The sequence below is a fragment of the Achromobacter marplatensis genome (assembly GCF_002209535.1).
In the GTDB taxonomy this organism is placed as follows: domain Bacteria; phylum Pseudomonadota; class Gammaproteobacteria; order Burkholderiales; family Burkholderiaceae_B; genus Achromobacter; species Achromobacter marplatensis.
Genome location: NZ_NJIG01000005.1, coordinates 310,796 through 325,577, shown reverse-complemented (window position 1 = coordinate 325,577; position 14,782 = coordinate 310,796). Strand labels below are relative to the sequence as shown.

Below are 14,782 nucleotides of genomic sequence, written 5' to 3'. Positions count from 1 at the left end.
CGGACACCGTTCGAGTTACGGGAGAAAGTCGATGCGCAAGTTGCTTTTGGGTGCGGTGCTGGCCGCCGCGGTATTCGGGGGAACGGCCCACGCCGCGGTTGAGCCCAAGGCCGTGGTCGCCACCTATTCGGATCTGGCGCTGGCGGGCTATGAAGACTCGCTGACTGCCGCCAAGACGCTGCGCACCGCCATCAATGCCCTGGTCGCCAAGCCCAGCCCCGAAACGCTGAAGGCCGCGCGCGAAGCCTGGTTGGCGGCCCGCGTGCCCTACCAGCAGACCGAGGCCTACCGCTTTGGCAACCCCATCGTCGACGACTGGGAAGGCCGCGTGAACGCCTGGCCGCTGGACGAAGGCCTGATCGATTACGTGGACGCGTCCTACGGCACCGAAAACGACGAGAACGCCTACTACGCCGTCAACGTCATCGCCAATTCCAAGATCTCGGTGGGCGGCAAGACGGTCGACGTCAGCAAGATCACGCCGCAGCTGCTGTCCGAAGTGCTGCACGAGGCCGACGGCAACGAGGCTAACGTGGCCACGGGTTACCACGCCATCGAATTCCTGCTGTGGGGCCAGGACCTGAACGGCACGGGCCCGGCGCCGGCCGACCGCAAGGGCACGCCGCAAGAACGCCATTCGGGCAACCGTCCGCATACGGACTTCGACACTAAGCAATGCACCGGCGGCAACTGCGAACGCCGCATCGAATTCCTGAAGGCCGTGACCGATCTGCTGGTGACGGACCTGGAAGAAATGGTGGGCAACTGGAAGAAGGACGGCGCTGCGCGCAAGGCCGTCGAAGAAGACCCCAAGGCTGGCCTGATCGCCATGCTGACCGGTCTGGGCAGCCTGTCGTACGGCGAACTGGCCGGCGAACGCATGAAGCTCGGCCTGATGCTGCACGACCCCGAAGAAGAGCACGACTGCTTCTCGGACAACACGCACAACGCGCACTACTACGACCAACTGGGTATCCGCAACGTCTACCTGGGCGCCTACACCCGCATCGACGGCAAGGAAGTCAAGGGCGCCAGCCTGTCGGAACTGGTCAAGGCCAAGGACCCGAAGCTGGACGCCGAAGTGCGCGCCAAGCTGGACGCCACGGTGGCGGCCATGCAGGCGATGAAGACGCGCGCCGAAACGGTCGAAACCTATGACCAGATGATTGCCGACGGCAACAAGGAAGGCAACGCGATGGTGCAGGCCGCCATCGACCGCCTGGTGGACCAGACCCGCAGCCTGGAACGCGTGATCGCGTTGCTGGATTTGGGCAAGGTCGCCATCGAAGGTTCCGACAGCCTGGATAAACCCGACGCCGTATTCAAGTGAAACTCGTATTAGCCGCCGTACTGGCGGCGTCGGCTCACGCCGGCGCCGCCGCCGCACCTGATGTGCCCGCCGGGCGTGATGACCTGACGCCCGAAGACCAGAAGCGCGTTACCGCGATTACCGCGCCCACGCGCGATTTCTCGAAGGTGGAAACCTTCGAGACCATGCAAGCCGGCGCGGCCACGACCAACAAGCTCATCAACGCCGATATCTTTTCGCAGCCGTCGGCCAACATGAGCTTCGAAGGCCGGCAGGAATTCCAGGTCGGCAACGGCCTGTTCCGCAAGGATTGGGTGTCGGCGCCTGCTTCCACGCAGGCGTCCGACGGTCTGGGGCCGCTGTTCAACGCACGGTCGTGCCAGGCCTGTCATACCAAGGACGGACGCGGCACGGTGCCGGGCTTCGATCCTTTGGAGCGCACGGACGCGGTGGCGCTGTTGCTGCGCCTGGCCGTGCCGAACGGTCCCGACCGCGGGCACCCCAAGCTTGCCGCGGGCGAGCTCGCGGCCTTGCCCGAACCCGTCTATGGCGTGCAGCTGCAGAACTTCGCGGTGGCAGGCCTGCCCGCCGAAGGCCGCATGGAGATCGAATACGAGCCCATCGCGGTCGCGCTCAACGGGGGGGAGACCGCCACGTTGATGAAGCCTACCTACCGCATCGAGAACCTCGGCTACGGGCCGATGCGGGCCGACACGCAGATCTCGCCGCGCCTGGCGCCGCCCATGATCGGGTTGGGATTGCTGGAATCCATCCACGAGGCCGACATCCTGGCCAACGTGGGCGCGGACAAGCGCGACGGCATCGTCGGCAAGGCCAATTGGGTCACGGATGCGCACACGGGCGCGCGTGTGCTGGGCCGCTTCAACCTGAAGGCCGGGCAGCCTACGGTCGAGCAGCAAAGCGCTGCCGCGTTCTCCAACGACATGGGCCTGTCCACGCCGATGTTCCCCAAGCACTCGGGGGATTGCACGCCGGCGCAGAAGCAGTGCCTGGACATGCCGCATGGCGCGCAGCCGCGCTTCGGCCCTGAGGAAGTTCCGGCCAAGCTGATGGACTTCGTCACGATCTATTCCACTAATCTTGCCGTGCCGGCGCGACGCGACGCGGACGATGCGCGCGTGCTGGCGGGCAAGAAGCTCTTCTATGAAGCCAATTGCGTGGCCTGCCACGTGCCCAAGTACGTGACGAGCCGCAATGCCAAGCAGCCGGAGCACCGCTTCCAGCTGATCTGGCCCTACACCGACATGCTGGTGCATGACATGGGCGAAGGCCTGGCCGACGGCGTGTCCGACGGCGAAGCCAACGGCCGCGAATGGCGCACGCCGCCGCTGTGGGGCATCGGCCTGACCAAGACCGTGAATCCCAATGCCACCTGGCTGCATGACGGGCGCGCCCGCACGCTGCTGGAAGCCGTGCTGTGGCATGACGGCGCGGGCAAACCCGCGCGTGACCGCGTCGTGGCGATGACGCCCGAAGAACGCGCCGACCTGATCCGTTTCCTGGAGTCGCTGTGATGGCCCGATCCTTCCAGCCTGTGTTCAAGCATGCCATGGCGGCGGTGCTGCTGGTGGCCGCGCCCGTGGCCGCACAAGCCCGACTGCCCGCCGATTTGGGCGAACGCCTGGCGCGTGACTACGCCCGCCCGGCCGTGGGCAAGATGGCGGACGCCGCTGCCGCGCTCAATCGCGCGTTGGGCGGCTGGTGCGCCAAACCGGATGCGGCGGGCGCCACGCGCGTGGGCGACGCGTTCACGAACCTGGCCCTGGCCTGGTCGGGCGTGGAAATTCTGCGCTTCGGTCCGCTGGTGCAGGCCAACCGTTTCGAGCGCTTGGCCTTCTGGCCGGACACGCGCGGCGTGATGCCCAAGCAAGTGCAGCAGTTGATCGCGGCGGGCGACCCTGCCGTGCTGGCGCCGGGCGCGCTGGCAGGCCGCAGCGTCGCCGTGCAGGGATTGCCCGCGTTGGAATACGTGCTGTATGGCGAGCCTGCGCTTCTCAAGCAGACCAGCGCGCCGACGTTCGCTTATGCATGCGACTACGCCCGCGCCGTGGCCGCCAACGTCGCGACGATTTCCGGCGACGTGGCCCAGGCCTGGAGCGCCCAGGGCGAATTCGGCCGCGAGTTCGCCAAGCCGCAAGCGGGCAACGACCTTTACCGCGATCCGCAGGAAGTGGCGGCCGAGGCCATGAAGGCCTTGTCCACCGGCTTGCAGTTCGCCCGCGACGTGAAGATCCTGCCGGTGCTGGGCGAATCGCCCGAGGCGGCGCGTCCCAAGCGCGCGGCTTTCTGGCGCAGCGATTTGTCCACGCGTTTGCTGGCGGCCAACCTGGACGGTCTGAAGGCCTTCTATCAAGCCGGTGGCTATCCGCTGCCCCGCGGCGACGAGTGGATGGACGTCTCCGTGCGCGGCGAATTGCAGAATGCGGTGCAGACCTTGCAGGCGGTGCCCACGCCGCTTGAGGCGGCGCTGAAAGACGAAGACGGCCGGCGCCAGTTGCAGTTGGCGTCGCTCACGATCAAGAACGCCAAGGCCATCGTCGATCAGGACCTGGCGCCGGCATTGGGCGTCACCATCGGATTCAATGCGCTCGATGGGGATTGATCGCCGACGCTTCCTGTCGCTGGCCGCGGCGCTGGGGCTGTCTCCCGGCGCGGCGCTGGCGGTGCTGCCCGCCGATGGCGGGCCGTTGTACCTGAGCGCGCGCAAGCGCGGCGGGCGCGACGAAGCGGTGCTGCTGGACGAGACCGGGCGCGACCGCCTGGTCGTGCCCATGCCGGCGCGCGGGCACAGCTTCGCCATCGACTCCGCCAGCCAGCGTGCGGTCGTGTTCGGCCGGCAACCCGGGTTCTTCGCCGTGGCTTTTTCCTTGCGTGGCGGCGACGAGCCGCAGGCGCTGCCGATGCCCGACGAACGCCATTTCTTCGGTCATGGCGCCTTCATCGCCGGTGGCCGGCTGCTGGCCGCCACCGAGAACGACTTCGAGGGCGGCCGTGGCGTCCTGGGCATCTACGACGCCTCGCCCGGCGGCGCCTGGCGGCGTGTGGGCGAATTCGATTCCGGCGGCATCGGCCCGCATGAAGTGGTGCTGATGCCCGACGGCAAGACGCTGTGCGTGGCCAACGGCGGCATCCTGACGCACCCCGACTACGGCAAGCTGGAACTGAACCTGGACACGATGCGCCCGTCGCTGGCGTATATCGATGCCGCCAGCGGCCAGCTGCTGGAAAAAGTGGAACTGGCCCCCGAGCTGCATCGCTTGTCGATCCGGCATCTGGCGCTGGCGGCCGACGGTTGCGTGTGGTTCGGCTGCCAGTACATGGGGCCGGCGGCCGACCGTCCGGCGCTGGTGGGGCGGCATCGCCGCGGCGCGCAGCTGGAATTGTTCGAAGGGCCGGTCGAGACCTTGCGCAACATGCGCAACTACGTGGGGTCGGTCACGGTGGACGCGGCGGGCGGCATCGTGGCCACCTCCAGCCCCGTCGGCGGACAGGTGATCTATTGGGACACCGCCAGCGGCCGCTGCCTGGGCACGACATTGCTGGCAGATGGTTGCGGCGTGGCACCCGCCACTGATGCCGGCTTCCTGGTCAGCAGCGGATTGGGCGCGATGCTGCGCACGGATGCCGCGGGCCGGGAATCGCCCGTGCTGCCCCCGTCGCGCGAGGTGTCCTGGGACAATCATTTCCGCATCGTGCCCACCTGACATCTTGCCGCGCGCCTGTCGGGCGTATGCTTACAAAGCTTGACATACCGGGGCCGCATTGCGGCCCTTGGCTTATCGATCATCTGATACAGTTTTCGGTCGCAATTTTTCGCAGGAGATTCCATGGAAGACGCCTTGAGGGAATTTAACGCCTGGGCTCCCAGGATGGTGGATATGGGCATCAATCTGCTTGTTGCCCTGCTGATCCTCGTCATCGGCTGGTGGGTGTCATCGCTGTTGGGCAGTTGGGTCCGCCGCGCGGCCACGCGTTCAAGCAAGATCGATCCCACCATCGTGCCGATGTTCTACAGCACGGTCGTCTGGGCGGTACGTATCTTCACGGTCATTGCAGTCCTGGCGCGCTTCGGCGTGCAGACGGCCAGCCTGATCGCCGTGCTGGGCGCGGCCGGTCTGGCAGTCGGCCTGGCGTTGCAAGGCACGCTGCAGAACATCGCCGCCGGCATCATGCTGCTGATCTTGCGTCCCATCCGCGCGGGCGAGTACATCGCGCTGAGTTCCGGGGCGGAAGGCACGGTAGCCGAAGTGGGTCTCTTCCTCACGCGGCTCATTCAGGGCGACGGCATCCATCTGACGCTGCCCAACAGCACGGTCTGGAACGCCACCATCACCAACTACAGCCGCAACCAGACCCGCCGCCTGGATATTCCGGTGCCGGTGCGCTATGGCGATGACCTGAACGCGGTGGTGGCCAAGCTGCAGAACATCGTGGACGCCCGTCCGGACGCGTTGAAGGATCCGGCGCCGCTGGTGAAGGTGTTCGACTACAAGGAAAACGGCGTCATCGTGAACGTGCGCGTGTGGGCCGAAACAAGCAAGTACTGGGACCTGCGCTGGGGCTTGTACCAGCAGATCCGCAGCAGCCTGGAAGAGGCCGGCTTCCAGCCTCCGATTCCGCTGCGCGAGATCCAGAACCCCAAGACGGCTGGCAAGTCCGACGCGCCCACGGGCGCCGCGACCTGATCCGCGGGGTAGGCAGGAACACAAACGGGCGCCATCGGGCGCCCGTTTTTTTGGCTGTGTGGGGGCAGCGCGGACCGCTCAGGCCTGCATCGCCAGGCGCGCCAGTTCCGCCTTGATCCAGCCGGCGATCTCGCGCTGACGCTGGGCCGGCATGCGGTCGATAATGGCTGTGACGCTGACGGCCAGCAGCGGCGCGCCTTGCGAATCCAGCAGCGCGCAGCCCACGCCCAGCGCACCGCGCACGGCGTGGTTGCCCACCACCGAATAGCCGCGCGCCCGGGTGTTTTCAATCAGCCGGTACATTTCCTGCGGCGTCATGCCGCCGTATTCGTCCAGCCGTCCGGAGTTGCGCTCGACAATGCCGCGGGCCATGTCGTCGGGCAGCGCGGCCAGCAACGCCATACCGCCCGAGCCCACGCCCAGCGGCTGGCGCTTGCCAGCGTACGTGGCCAGGATCTGCACCGGGTAGCTGCCGATCTCGCGATGCAGGCTGATGGAGTCGTCTTCATCGCGCACCACCAGGAAGACGGCATCGCCCGTGCGGTCGGCCAGACGGCGCAGTACGGGCAGCAACTGGCGCACTCGCGGATCGCGCGAGCGCGTGTCCGGGTCCACCGCCAGTTGGGCGCGGTATTTCTTGGTGCCCGTCACCGGCAGCACCAGGCCCGCGTCGAGCAGGGCGGCCAGCAAGCGGTAAATGGTGGGGCGCTGTATGCCCGTCAGGCGGGCGATATCTGTCACGCTGAGGCCGTCGGGCCCTTGGTCGCGCAAGGCGGCCAGAACGGCTAAACCGCGCCGCAACGTGCGTGGGCCTGCGGCCGCGGCATCACTGTCTTGCATGCAAATCTCTGAAAACTGTAGGTTATTGCGGAACGGTCAAGGGAAAACCATTGTCCGTAGCGTGGACTCTACCTTGATGCAACCCGCGTGTATAGCTCAGAATGCATCATCCAATAATTCAAATCGTCCACTAGATGGACAGTACCTGCACGGAGACATTATGACTACAGGTCAAAAGCCTGGCCTGCGGCGTCTGGCCGCCACCCTTCTGGCTACCGCCGCAAGCGCCTTTGCCATGGGTTCCGCCCACGCTGCCTATCCTGACAAGCCTGTCCGTATCGTGGTCGGTTTTTCCGCCGGCGGCACGACGGACGTGATCGCCCGCATCATGGCCAAGGAACTCACCGAGAGCCTGGGCCAATCGTTCGTGGTCGAAAACAAGCCGGGCGCTGGCAGCAATATCGCCACCGACCAAGTTCAGCGCGCTGCCCCTGACGGCTACACGCTGCTGTTCGTGGCAGTGACCAGCGCCATCAACCAGACGCTGTACAAGAACGTCACGTTCGATCTGACGAAGGACTTCGCACCCGTGGCGCTGGGCGCCAAGGTGCCGAACATCCTGGTCGTGAACCCGCAAGTGCCGGTGAAATCGGTGCAAGAGCTGGTCGAATACGCGAAGAAGAACCCCGGCAAGCTGGCGTTCGCCTCGTCGGGCAGCGGCACCTCCATCCACATGGCGGGCGAGTTGTTCAAGATGAAGGCGGGCATCGACGTGCTGCACGTGCCCTACAAGGGCAGCGCCCCGGCCATGACCGACCTGATCGGCGGCCAGGTGCAGTTCATGTTCGACAACATGCCCTCGGCATGGCCGCATGCCCAATCGGGCAAGCTGCGTGCCCTGGCCGTGACCACTAGCGACCGCTCCAAGAGCGCGCCGGACCTGCCCACGATGAAGGAATCGGGCTTCACCGATTTCGACGTGTCGTCCTGGTTTGGCCTGCTGGCACCCGCCGGCACGCCGCCGGAAGTGATCAACAAGCTGAACGCGGCCATGCAGCAAGCGCTGGACAAGGCTTCTGTACAGACCAGCTTCGAGAAGCTGGGCGCCGTGGGCGTGAAGACCACGCCGGCCGAATTCGGCCAGTTCATCAAGTCGGAAGTGGATGGCTGGGCGCCTGTGATCAAGGCCTCTGGCGCCACGGTGGACTGATCATCGGAATTCCCGGCGGCCTGCCGCCGGGAGTTCGATGCACCAGGGACGGGCGATGCCCGTCCCTATTTTTTTGCGCCGCCGTTGCGCTTGGCGGTGGCCAGCATCGCGGTGCAGACGCCGCGCATCATGTCCACCTCGTCGCGGGTCAGCGCCGGGCGCGAAAACAGATGGCGCATGCGCGGCATCAGCTTCTTGGGGTGCGCGGGGTCCAGGAACTGGACGCCGATCAGCGCCTCTTCCCAGTGGGCCAGGAACGCCTGCACCGCTTCGCTGGAGGCCGGCTCGGCACCGCGCGCAGGTTCCTGGGCGGTGGAGGCGGGCAGCAGCGCCGCGCCCTGGTCCACCAGCAACGCGTAACGCAGCTCCCAGGCGGCCAGTTGCAGGGCTTGGGCGACGTTCAGCGAGCTGTACTCGGGGTTGGCGGGGATGTGGCAGATGCGATGGCACAACGCGATCTGGGCGTTGGTCAGCCCGGCGCGCTCCGTGCCCAGCACGATGGCGGCCACGCCCTCTGCGGTATCCCCCAGATGGGCGCAGGCCAGATCCGCGGCCTGCCGGATGTCGCAGGGCGGGGGGCCCAGGTCGCGCACCCGGGCGGTCAGGGCGAACGCCATCGTGACGGGGGCCAGGGCAGCTTCCAGCGACGGATAGATGCGCGCGTTTTCCAGCACGTCGAGCGCGCCGCTGGCAAGCGCCACGGCCTCCGGCTGGCTTGTTACATCTGGGAATTTAGGTTCGACCAGCACCAGTTCCGAGAAGCCCATTGTCTTGATTGCACGGGCCGCCGAACCGACGTTTCCGGGGTGGCTGGGGTTCACCATAACGAAGCGAACACGTGAAAATGCTTGAGTCATTTAAAATGGCACGTTTGGCTTAGTGCCTTCCTGGTTTTTTGGGTCGATTTCCCCGGTTGGGGCAACGACGGACCCGGGGGGGCGGCAAGTGGCCTACCATCACGCGAACCCACCGCATACGTACGGAATTTTATGCACCCGATGCTCAACATCGCCATCAAGGCGGCCCGGCGTGCCGGCACCATTATCAACCGTGCCAGCATGGATTTGGAACGACTCACCGTGGCTCGCAAGGGGCCGCGCGATTATGTCACGGAAGTCGATCGCGCCGCCGAGGAGTCCATCGTCGAAACACTGCATGCCGCTTACCCGGACCATGCTGTGCTGGGCGAGGAATTCGGGCTGCAAGGTCCCGACCAGGCCGAATTCCAGTGGATCATCGATCCCCTGGATGGCACGACGAACTTCATCCACGGCCTGCCCAACTACGCCGTGTCGATCGCGCTGACGCAGCGCGGCCAGGTCACGCAAGCGGTCATCTATGACCCCTCGCGCAACGAACTGTTCACGGCCAGCCGTGGCAGCGGCACCTTCCTGAACGATCGCCGCGTGCGCGTCTCGGGCCGCACCCGCTACCACGAGGCGCTGCTGGGCGCCCACTGGCCCAGCGCCGGCGACCCCGAACAGGGCTCGCAGCGCTTCCGCCAGATGGCCGAAGGCGCGACGGGCGTGCGCCGCCTGGGTGCCACGGTCCTGGACCTGGCTTATGTCGCCTGCGGCCGCCTGGACGGCTTCTGCGGCGTGGGCTTGAAGCCCTGGGACCTGGCTGCCGGCAGCCTGATGGTCCTGGAAGCCGGCGGCCTGATCGCCGACTTCGACGGCGAACAAGGTTGGATGGACAGCGGCAACGTGCTGGCCGCCAGCCCGAAGATCTTCACGCAAATGCTGACGTCGCTGAACCCGCCGTCGGCCGCCTGATCCCGACACGGATCACGCAGTATGAAAACCGGCCTTCGGGCCGGTTTTTTTTTAAGGCGCGCCACTGCCCATCAGGCATACGGACGAGGCGTGTCACCGGCGTGTCATGGCATTTCCATGTACGATTACCGGTCGTGTAACTTCTGGAGCTCCTGATGGAGTGGCTGCTAGACCCCGCTGCGTGGGTCGGCTTGCTTACCCTGGTCGTCCTTGAGATCGTCCTGGGCATTGATAACCTGATTTTCATCGCCATCCTGGCGGACAAACTGCCTCCTGCGCAACGCGATCGCGCGCGCATCATGGGGTTGAGCCTGGCCCTCATCATGCGGCTTGGCCTCTTGTCCGTCATGTCGTGGCTGGTCACCTTGACCACCCCCCTGTTTTCCGTCGGTCCGCTGTCCCCCTCGGGGCGCGACCTGATCCTGATGGTGGGTGGCCTCTTCCTGCTGTTCAAGGGCACGATGGAGCTCCACGAGCGCCTGGAGGGCGGGCAGCACGCCGGCTCGTCCGGGCCGCGCGTGTACGCGAGCTTCTGGGTCATCGTCACGCAGATCGTGGTGCTGGATGCGGTGTTCTCGCTGGACTCCGTGATCACCGCCGTGGGCATGGTGGATCACCTGGCCATCATGATGATCGCCGTCATCATCGCCATCGGCATCATGCTGCTGGCCTCCAAGCCCCTGACGCGCTTCGTCAATGCGCACCCGACCGTGGTGGTCCTGTGCCTGGGCTTCCTCTTGATGATCGGCTTTTCGCTGCTGGCTGAAGCCTTTGGTTTCAAGGTGCCCAAGGGCTACCTCTATGCCGCCATCGGTTTCTCGGTGGCCATCGAAGCGCTCAACCAGGTGGCGCGCCGCAACCTGCTGAAGCTGGACGCCCGCCGCCCCATGCGCGAACGCACGGCCTCGGCCGTGCTGCGCATGCTGGGCAAGCGCCCGCCCGCCAGCGATGAGCCCGACCTGCCCAACGCGGACGGCCCGTCCATGCCGGCATTCGGCGTTGAAGAGCGCAACATGGTGAGCGGGGTGCTGACCCTGGCCGAACGCTCCATCCGCTCGATCATGACGCCGCGCACAGACGTGTCCTGGATCAACATTGACGATGATCCCGAACTGATCCGCCGCCAACTGACCGAGGCCCCGCACAGCTTCTTCCCCGTTTGCCGGGGGTCGCTGGACGAGGTGCTGGGCATTGCCCGCGCCAAGGACCTGGTGGCCGACCTGATCACCGAAGGCCGGGTGCGCCGCAATCGCCTGCGTGACCCCATCATCGTGCACGAGGCCATCGGCATCCTGCGCCTGATGGACACGCTCAAGCGTTCGCGCGGCCAACTGGTGCTGGTGGCCGACGAGTTCGGCGCCATCGAAGGCCTGGTCACGCCCATCGACGTCTTCGAGGCGATCGCCGGTGAATTCCCCGACGAGGACGAACTGCCCGACATCGTCGCCGACGGCGACAACACCTGGAAGATCGACGGGGCGGCCGACCTGCACCATGTCGAGCAGGTGCTGGAAACCGAAGGCTTGGTCGATGAGGCCCAGGACTTTTCGACCCTGGCGGGCTATCTGCTGTCGCGCTTCGGGCATCTGCCCAAGCCGGGCGATGTCTGCGAATACGAAATCCATCACCAGCATTTCCGGTTTGAAGTCCTGGAAATGGACGGCCGCCGCATCGCGCTGGTGCGCGTCGAGAAGCGGCCCCAGGAAATGCTCTCCGATGAAGCATCGCTTGCCAACGATTAACCGGAACTCCTATCTATCGTGACTGAAAACGCGCTCTATCTGATCAAGGCATTCATCCTGGGCATTCTGGAAGGCCTGACGGAATTCATCCCCGTGTCCAGTACGGGCCACCTCATCCTGGTCGGCGACTGGATCAATTTCCAGTCTGGCGACGGCAAGGTGTTCGAGGTGGTGATCCAGCTGGGCTCCATCCTGGCCGTGATGTGGGTGTTCCGCGCGCGGCTCTTGCAGCTGATCCGGGGCGCCTTGACCGGCGTGCCCAGCGAAGTGGCGTTCGCCCGCAACCTGATCATCGCCTTCCTGCCGGCTGCCGTCATCGGCGCGATCTTCATCAAGACGATCAAGTCGGTGTTCTATCATCCGGGCGTGGTGGTGGTGACCCTGGTGGTGGGCGGCCTGATCATGCTGTACGTCGAGCGCAGGACGCACCACACGCCGGGCGATCAGCCGGGCGCGGCGGACGACACGGCCTCCGATGAACGGGCCTCCGCCTACACGCTGGAACAGATCACCTGGAAACAGGCGCTGGGCGTGGGCGCGGCGCAGTGCTTCGCCATGATCCCGGGCACCTCGCGTTCGGGCGCCACCATCATCGGCGGCATGATCGCCGGCATCCAGCGCAAGACGGCCACCGAGTTCTCGTTCTTCCTGGCCATGCCCACGATGCTGGGCGCGGCCGTCTTCGACATGTACAAGAACTTCGGCGTGCTGACGCAGCACGACCTGTCCGGCATCGCCGTGGGTTTCATCGCCGCCTTCCTGAGCGCGATGGTGGTGGTGCGCGCCGTGCTGCGCTTCGTGGCCAACCACACCTACCGCGTCTTCGCGTGGTACCGCATCGTGTTCGGCGCGGTGGTGGCGGCCTGGATCTTCACCCGCTAAGCCTTGGGGCGACGGAATAAAAAAAGGGCCTTGCATGAATTGCGAGGCCCTTTTTGCATCGTGGGATCGGTTGCGCGCGGCATCCATCCTACGTTTCCAGATCGTAGAACTCCAGGCCGTCGCGGTCGATGATGAGCCAGCCGCCCCGGGCCGGCGACACGTGGTCGCAATCCCAGTCGGGCAGTACCCAGCGCTCGCGCTTCTTGCCATCCACTTCCAGCACGTGGCGGGCAGGGCGGTGCGTGTGACCATGCACCAGCACGCGCACGTCCGTCTCGCGGAAGATGGCGTCGATAGCGGCGCTGTTGACGTCCATGATCTCCATGGACTTCGTCTGGTTGGCCGCCTGGCTTTCGCCACGGGCCTGCTGTGCCATCGCCAGGCGTTCCGGAATGGTCTTGGCCAGGAATTCGGCCTGCCATCGCGGATCGCGGACCATCTTGCGGAACTGCTGGTACGCGGCGTCGTCCGTACAGAACTCGTCCCCGTGCGTCAGCAGCACCAGGCCGAAATCCGTTTCCAGCAGGGCGGGCTCGGGCAACAGCTTGGCGCCCACCGTGTTGGCCAGTTCTTCCCCGATCAGGAAGTCGCGGTTGCCACGGCCCAGCCAGACCGGGATGCGTGCGGCGGTTTCCCGCAGCGCCGTCAACACCGTGGCCAGCCACGGCGGTGCGGCGCGGATCACGTCGTCGCCGATCCAGGCATCGAAGATGTCGCCCGGCAGCAGCAGGGCGGCAGCCTCTTCTTGCGCCGCTTGCAAAAAGGCCAGGAAGGCCTCCGAGGTAGCCGGCGTGGCCGGCCCCAGGTGCAAGTCGGACGCCAGCCAGATCGGGCCGGACAGGGAAATCTTATTCAAGAATTTCGGCCTTCTCGATGATCACGTCTTCGTTCGGCACGTTCTGGTGGAAGCCCTTGTTGCCGGTCTTCACGCCCTTGATCTTTTCGACCACGTCCGTGCCTTCGGTGATGGTGCCGAAAACCGCGTAGCCCCAGCCGTTCGGCGTGGGCGACGTGAAGTTCAGGAAGTCGTTGTTCGACACGTTGATGAAGAACTGCGCGGTTGCCGAGTGCGGGTCGCTGGTGCGGGCCATCGCCAGGGTGTACTTGTCGTTCTTCAAGCCATTGTTGGCTTCGTTTTCGATCGGAGCATGGGTCTGCTTTTGCTTCATGCCGGGTTCGAAACCGCCGCCCTGGATCATGAAGCCGTCGATCACGCGATGGAACACGGTGCCGTTGTAGAAGCCTTCCTTGACGTAGGTCAGGAAGTTTTCGACGGTCTTGGGCGCCTTGGCGGCGTCCAGGGTGATGACCATGTCGCCTTGGTTCGTGACGAGCTTGACGCGGGGATTGGTGCTCATGGCTTTTGTGCCTTCAGAGGTGGAGGTGGATGAAGTGGCTGCGGGAGCGGCGCTGACTACGGCCGGGGCAAATGCGGCCAGCGCGAACGAGCACGCCGTGAGGCGCAGCAGGTGGAAGGGGGAGTAACGGGACATCATTTGCCTTGTTTATCCTTCAGCATGGTTTCGACTTCGCGGGCTTTGTCCTGCATGCCCGGCACGCCGTCGCTGGCGGCCTTCTTGTAGGTTTGCAGGGCCTGCAGCAGTTGCAGGTCGCCCAGATTGGCTCGGGCAGCCGCATAGCCGGGGTCGGCGCGCAATGCCATTTGCAGGGCATCTTGCGCTTTTTCAAGTTCACCGCGGCTGGCATATAGAGCCGCCAAGTTGTTCCAAGGTTCCGGAAGCTCCGGGAAACGCGTGGTCATGTCGGTGTAGATGTCGATGGCCTCGTTCGTGCGGTTCAAGGCGGCCAGGGCGCGGGCGTGCTGGAACATCAGTTGCACGTCGGTGCCACGCTGGTCCTTGATCTCTGCTTCGCGTTTTTCGATCAGTGCCAGGGCTTCATCGACGTCGCCGCGGTTCAGCAGCATTTCAATGCGCGCGGTGACCTGCGAAGGCGAGGGCGCAAGCCGCGTGTCGACACCGGGCTTGGCGGCTTCCAGCAGCTTGGCCAGGCCGTCCCAGCCGCCCTCGGGAGGAATCGGGTCCAGCGTGGTGCGGGTGGCGTTGGGACTGGCACCCCCGCCGCCGGCCATCGACTGGGCAAGGGCGGCTCCAACCGGCGCGCCGGCGACAGCCAGGGCGAGCAGGGCGACATAAAAACGCGGCTTGATAGTCACGTGGGTATCCGTTAAAAGTCGTGGCCGGCTTGCACTTACGCGCGCGACCGGGCCGCTTGCTATACTTGACGACCGCCATTTTAGCCCCGGTTGAGTTTTTGGCTCGACATTGGGCGTAGGGCCAGGGTCTGGGACTTAGAGTGTGGGGCAAATGCCGAGCAAAAGCTGAGCAAAAGCCGAGCAAAAGCAGAGCAAATGCCGG

14 protein-coding genes are annotated in these 14,782 nt (G+C 65.4%); 9 read left to right on the top strand and 5 right to left on the bottom strand.

Going from position 1 to position 14,782, the window contains the following annotated elements; genetic code table 11:
- The first annotated feature begins 31 nt into the window (after positions 1–31).
- The 5 genes from CEY09_RS14285 to CEY09_RS14265 all read left to right on the top strand — a co-directional run bounded on the left by CEY09_RS14285 (position 32) and on the right by CEY09_RS14265 (position 6,015).
- A complete protein-coding gene (locus tag CEY09_RS14285; protein ID WP_006225495.1) occupies positions 32–1,330 on the top strand; it encodes an imelysin family protein in 1,299 nt (432 codons plus the stop codon).
- A complete protein-coding gene (locus CEY09_RS14280; RefSeq protein ID WP_088589107.1) occupies positions 1,327–2,844 on the top strand; it encodes a di-heme oxidoreductase family protein in 1,518 nt (505 codons plus the stop codon). Before CEY09_RS14285 ends, CEY09_RS14280 begins: the two co-directional genes overlap by 4 nt.
- Complete coding sequence (locus CEY09_RS14275; protein ID WP_088589106.1) at positions 2,844–3,932, top strand: imelysin family protein; 1,089 nt, start codon at positions 2,844–2,846, stop codon at positions 3,930–3,932. Before CEY09_RS14280 ends, CEY09_RS14275 begins: the two co-directional genes overlap by 1 nt.
- On the top strand, positions 3,922–5,034 hold the full coding sequence (locus CEY09_RS14270; RefSeq protein WP_167390077.1) for a DUF1513 domain-containing protein: 1,113 nt from the start codon (positions 3,922–3,924) through the stop codon (positions 5,032–5,034). The genes CEY09_RS14275 and CEY09_RS14270 overlap by 11 nt, the downstream gene beginning before the upstream one ends.
- Positions 5,035–5,157: 123 nt before the next feature.
- On the top strand, positions 5,158–6,015 hold the full coding sequence (locus tag CEY09_RS14265; RefSeq protein WP_088589104.1) for a mechanosensitive ion channel family protein: 858 nt from the start codon (positions 5,158–5,160) through the stop codon (positions 6,013–6,015).
- A gap of 78 nt (positions 6,016–6,093) precedes the next feature.
- Here the strand turns inward: CEY09_RS14265 and CEY09_RS14260 are convergent, their stop codons facing one another.
- Positions 6,094–6,855: an IclR family transcriptional regulator gene (locus CEY09_RS14260; protein ID WP_006225500.1), complete on the bottom strand. Its 762-nt coding sequence runs from the start codon at positions 6,853–6,855 to the stop codon at positions 6,094–6,096.
- 160 nt (positions 6,856–7,015) lie between these two features.
- Here CEY09_RS14260 and CEY09_RS14255 point away from each other — a divergent pair, with 160 nt between their 5' ends.
- On the top strand, positions 7,016–8,005 hold the full coding sequence (locus CEY09_RS14255; protein WP_088589103.1) for a Bug family tripartite tricarboxylate transporter substrate binding protein: 990 nt from the start codon (positions 7,016–7,018) through the stop codon (positions 8,003–8,005).
- 65 nt (positions 8,006–8,070) lie between these two features.
- On the opposite strand, the gene CEY09_RS14250 is transcribed toward CEY09_RS14255, so the two are convergent.
- Entirely contained in the window at positions 8,071–8,862 is a 792-nt protein-coding gene (locus CEY09_RS14250) for an RNA methyltransferase (RefSeq protein WP_085946950.1), read from the bottom strand.
- A 132-nt stretch (positions 8,863–8,994) separates the two neighbouring features.
- Between CEY09_RS14250 and CEY09_RS14245 the strand changes: the two genes are divergently transcribed.
- The 3 genes from CEY09_RS14245 (at position 8,995) to CEY09_RS14235 (ending at position 12,404) form a co-directional block, all read left to right on the top strand.
- The gene (locus CEY09_RS14245; protein WP_088589102.1) at positions 8,995–9,780 is read left to right on the top strand and encodes an inositol monophosphatase family protein; all 786 of its coding nucleotides are present in this window, start codon (positions 8,995–8,997) and stop codon (positions 9,778–9,780) included.
- A gap of 155 nt (positions 9,781–9,935) precedes the next feature.
- Positions 9,936–11,522 carry a TerC family protein gene (locus tag CEY09_RS14240; protein ID WP_006225504.1) on the top strand — a complete coding sequence of 529 codons (1,587 nt, stop codon included), beginning with the start codon at positions 9,936–9,938 and terminating at the stop codon, positions 11,520–11,522.
- 18 nt (positions 11,523–11,540) lie between these two features.
- Entirely contained in the window at positions 11,541–12,404 is an 864-nt protein-coding gene (locus CEY09_RS14235; protein WP_088589101.1) for an undecaprenyl-diphosphate phosphatase, read from the top strand.
- 88 nt (positions 12,405–12,492) lie between these two features.
- Here the strand turns inward: CEY09_RS14235 and CEY09_RS14230 are convergent, their stop codons facing one another.
- From CEY09_RS14230 to CEY09_RS14220, 3 genes are all read right to left on the bottom strand, one after another.
- Complete coding sequence (locus CEY09_RS14230) at positions 12,493–13,260, bottom strand: UDP-2,3-diacylglucosamine diphosphatase (protein ID WP_088589100.1); 768 nt, start codon at positions 13,258–13,260, stop codon at positions 12,493–12,495.
- On the bottom strand, positions 13,253–13,762 hold the full coding sequence (locus CEY09_RS14225; RefSeq protein ID WP_006225507.1) for a peptidylprolyl isomerase: 510 nt from the start codon (positions 13,760–13,762) through the stop codon (positions 13,253–13,255). The genes CEY09_RS14230 and CEY09_RS14225 overlap by 8 nt, the downstream gene beginning before the upstream one ends.
- 134 nt (positions 13,763–13,896) lie before the next feature.
- Positions 13,897–14,580: a tetratricopeptide repeat protein gene (locus CEY09_RS14220; RefSeq protein ID WP_088589099.1), complete on the bottom strand. Its 684-nt coding sequence runs from the start codon at positions 14,578–14,580 to the stop codon at positions 13,897–13,899.
- Between the last annotated feature and the right edge of the window lie 202 nt (positions 14,581–14,782).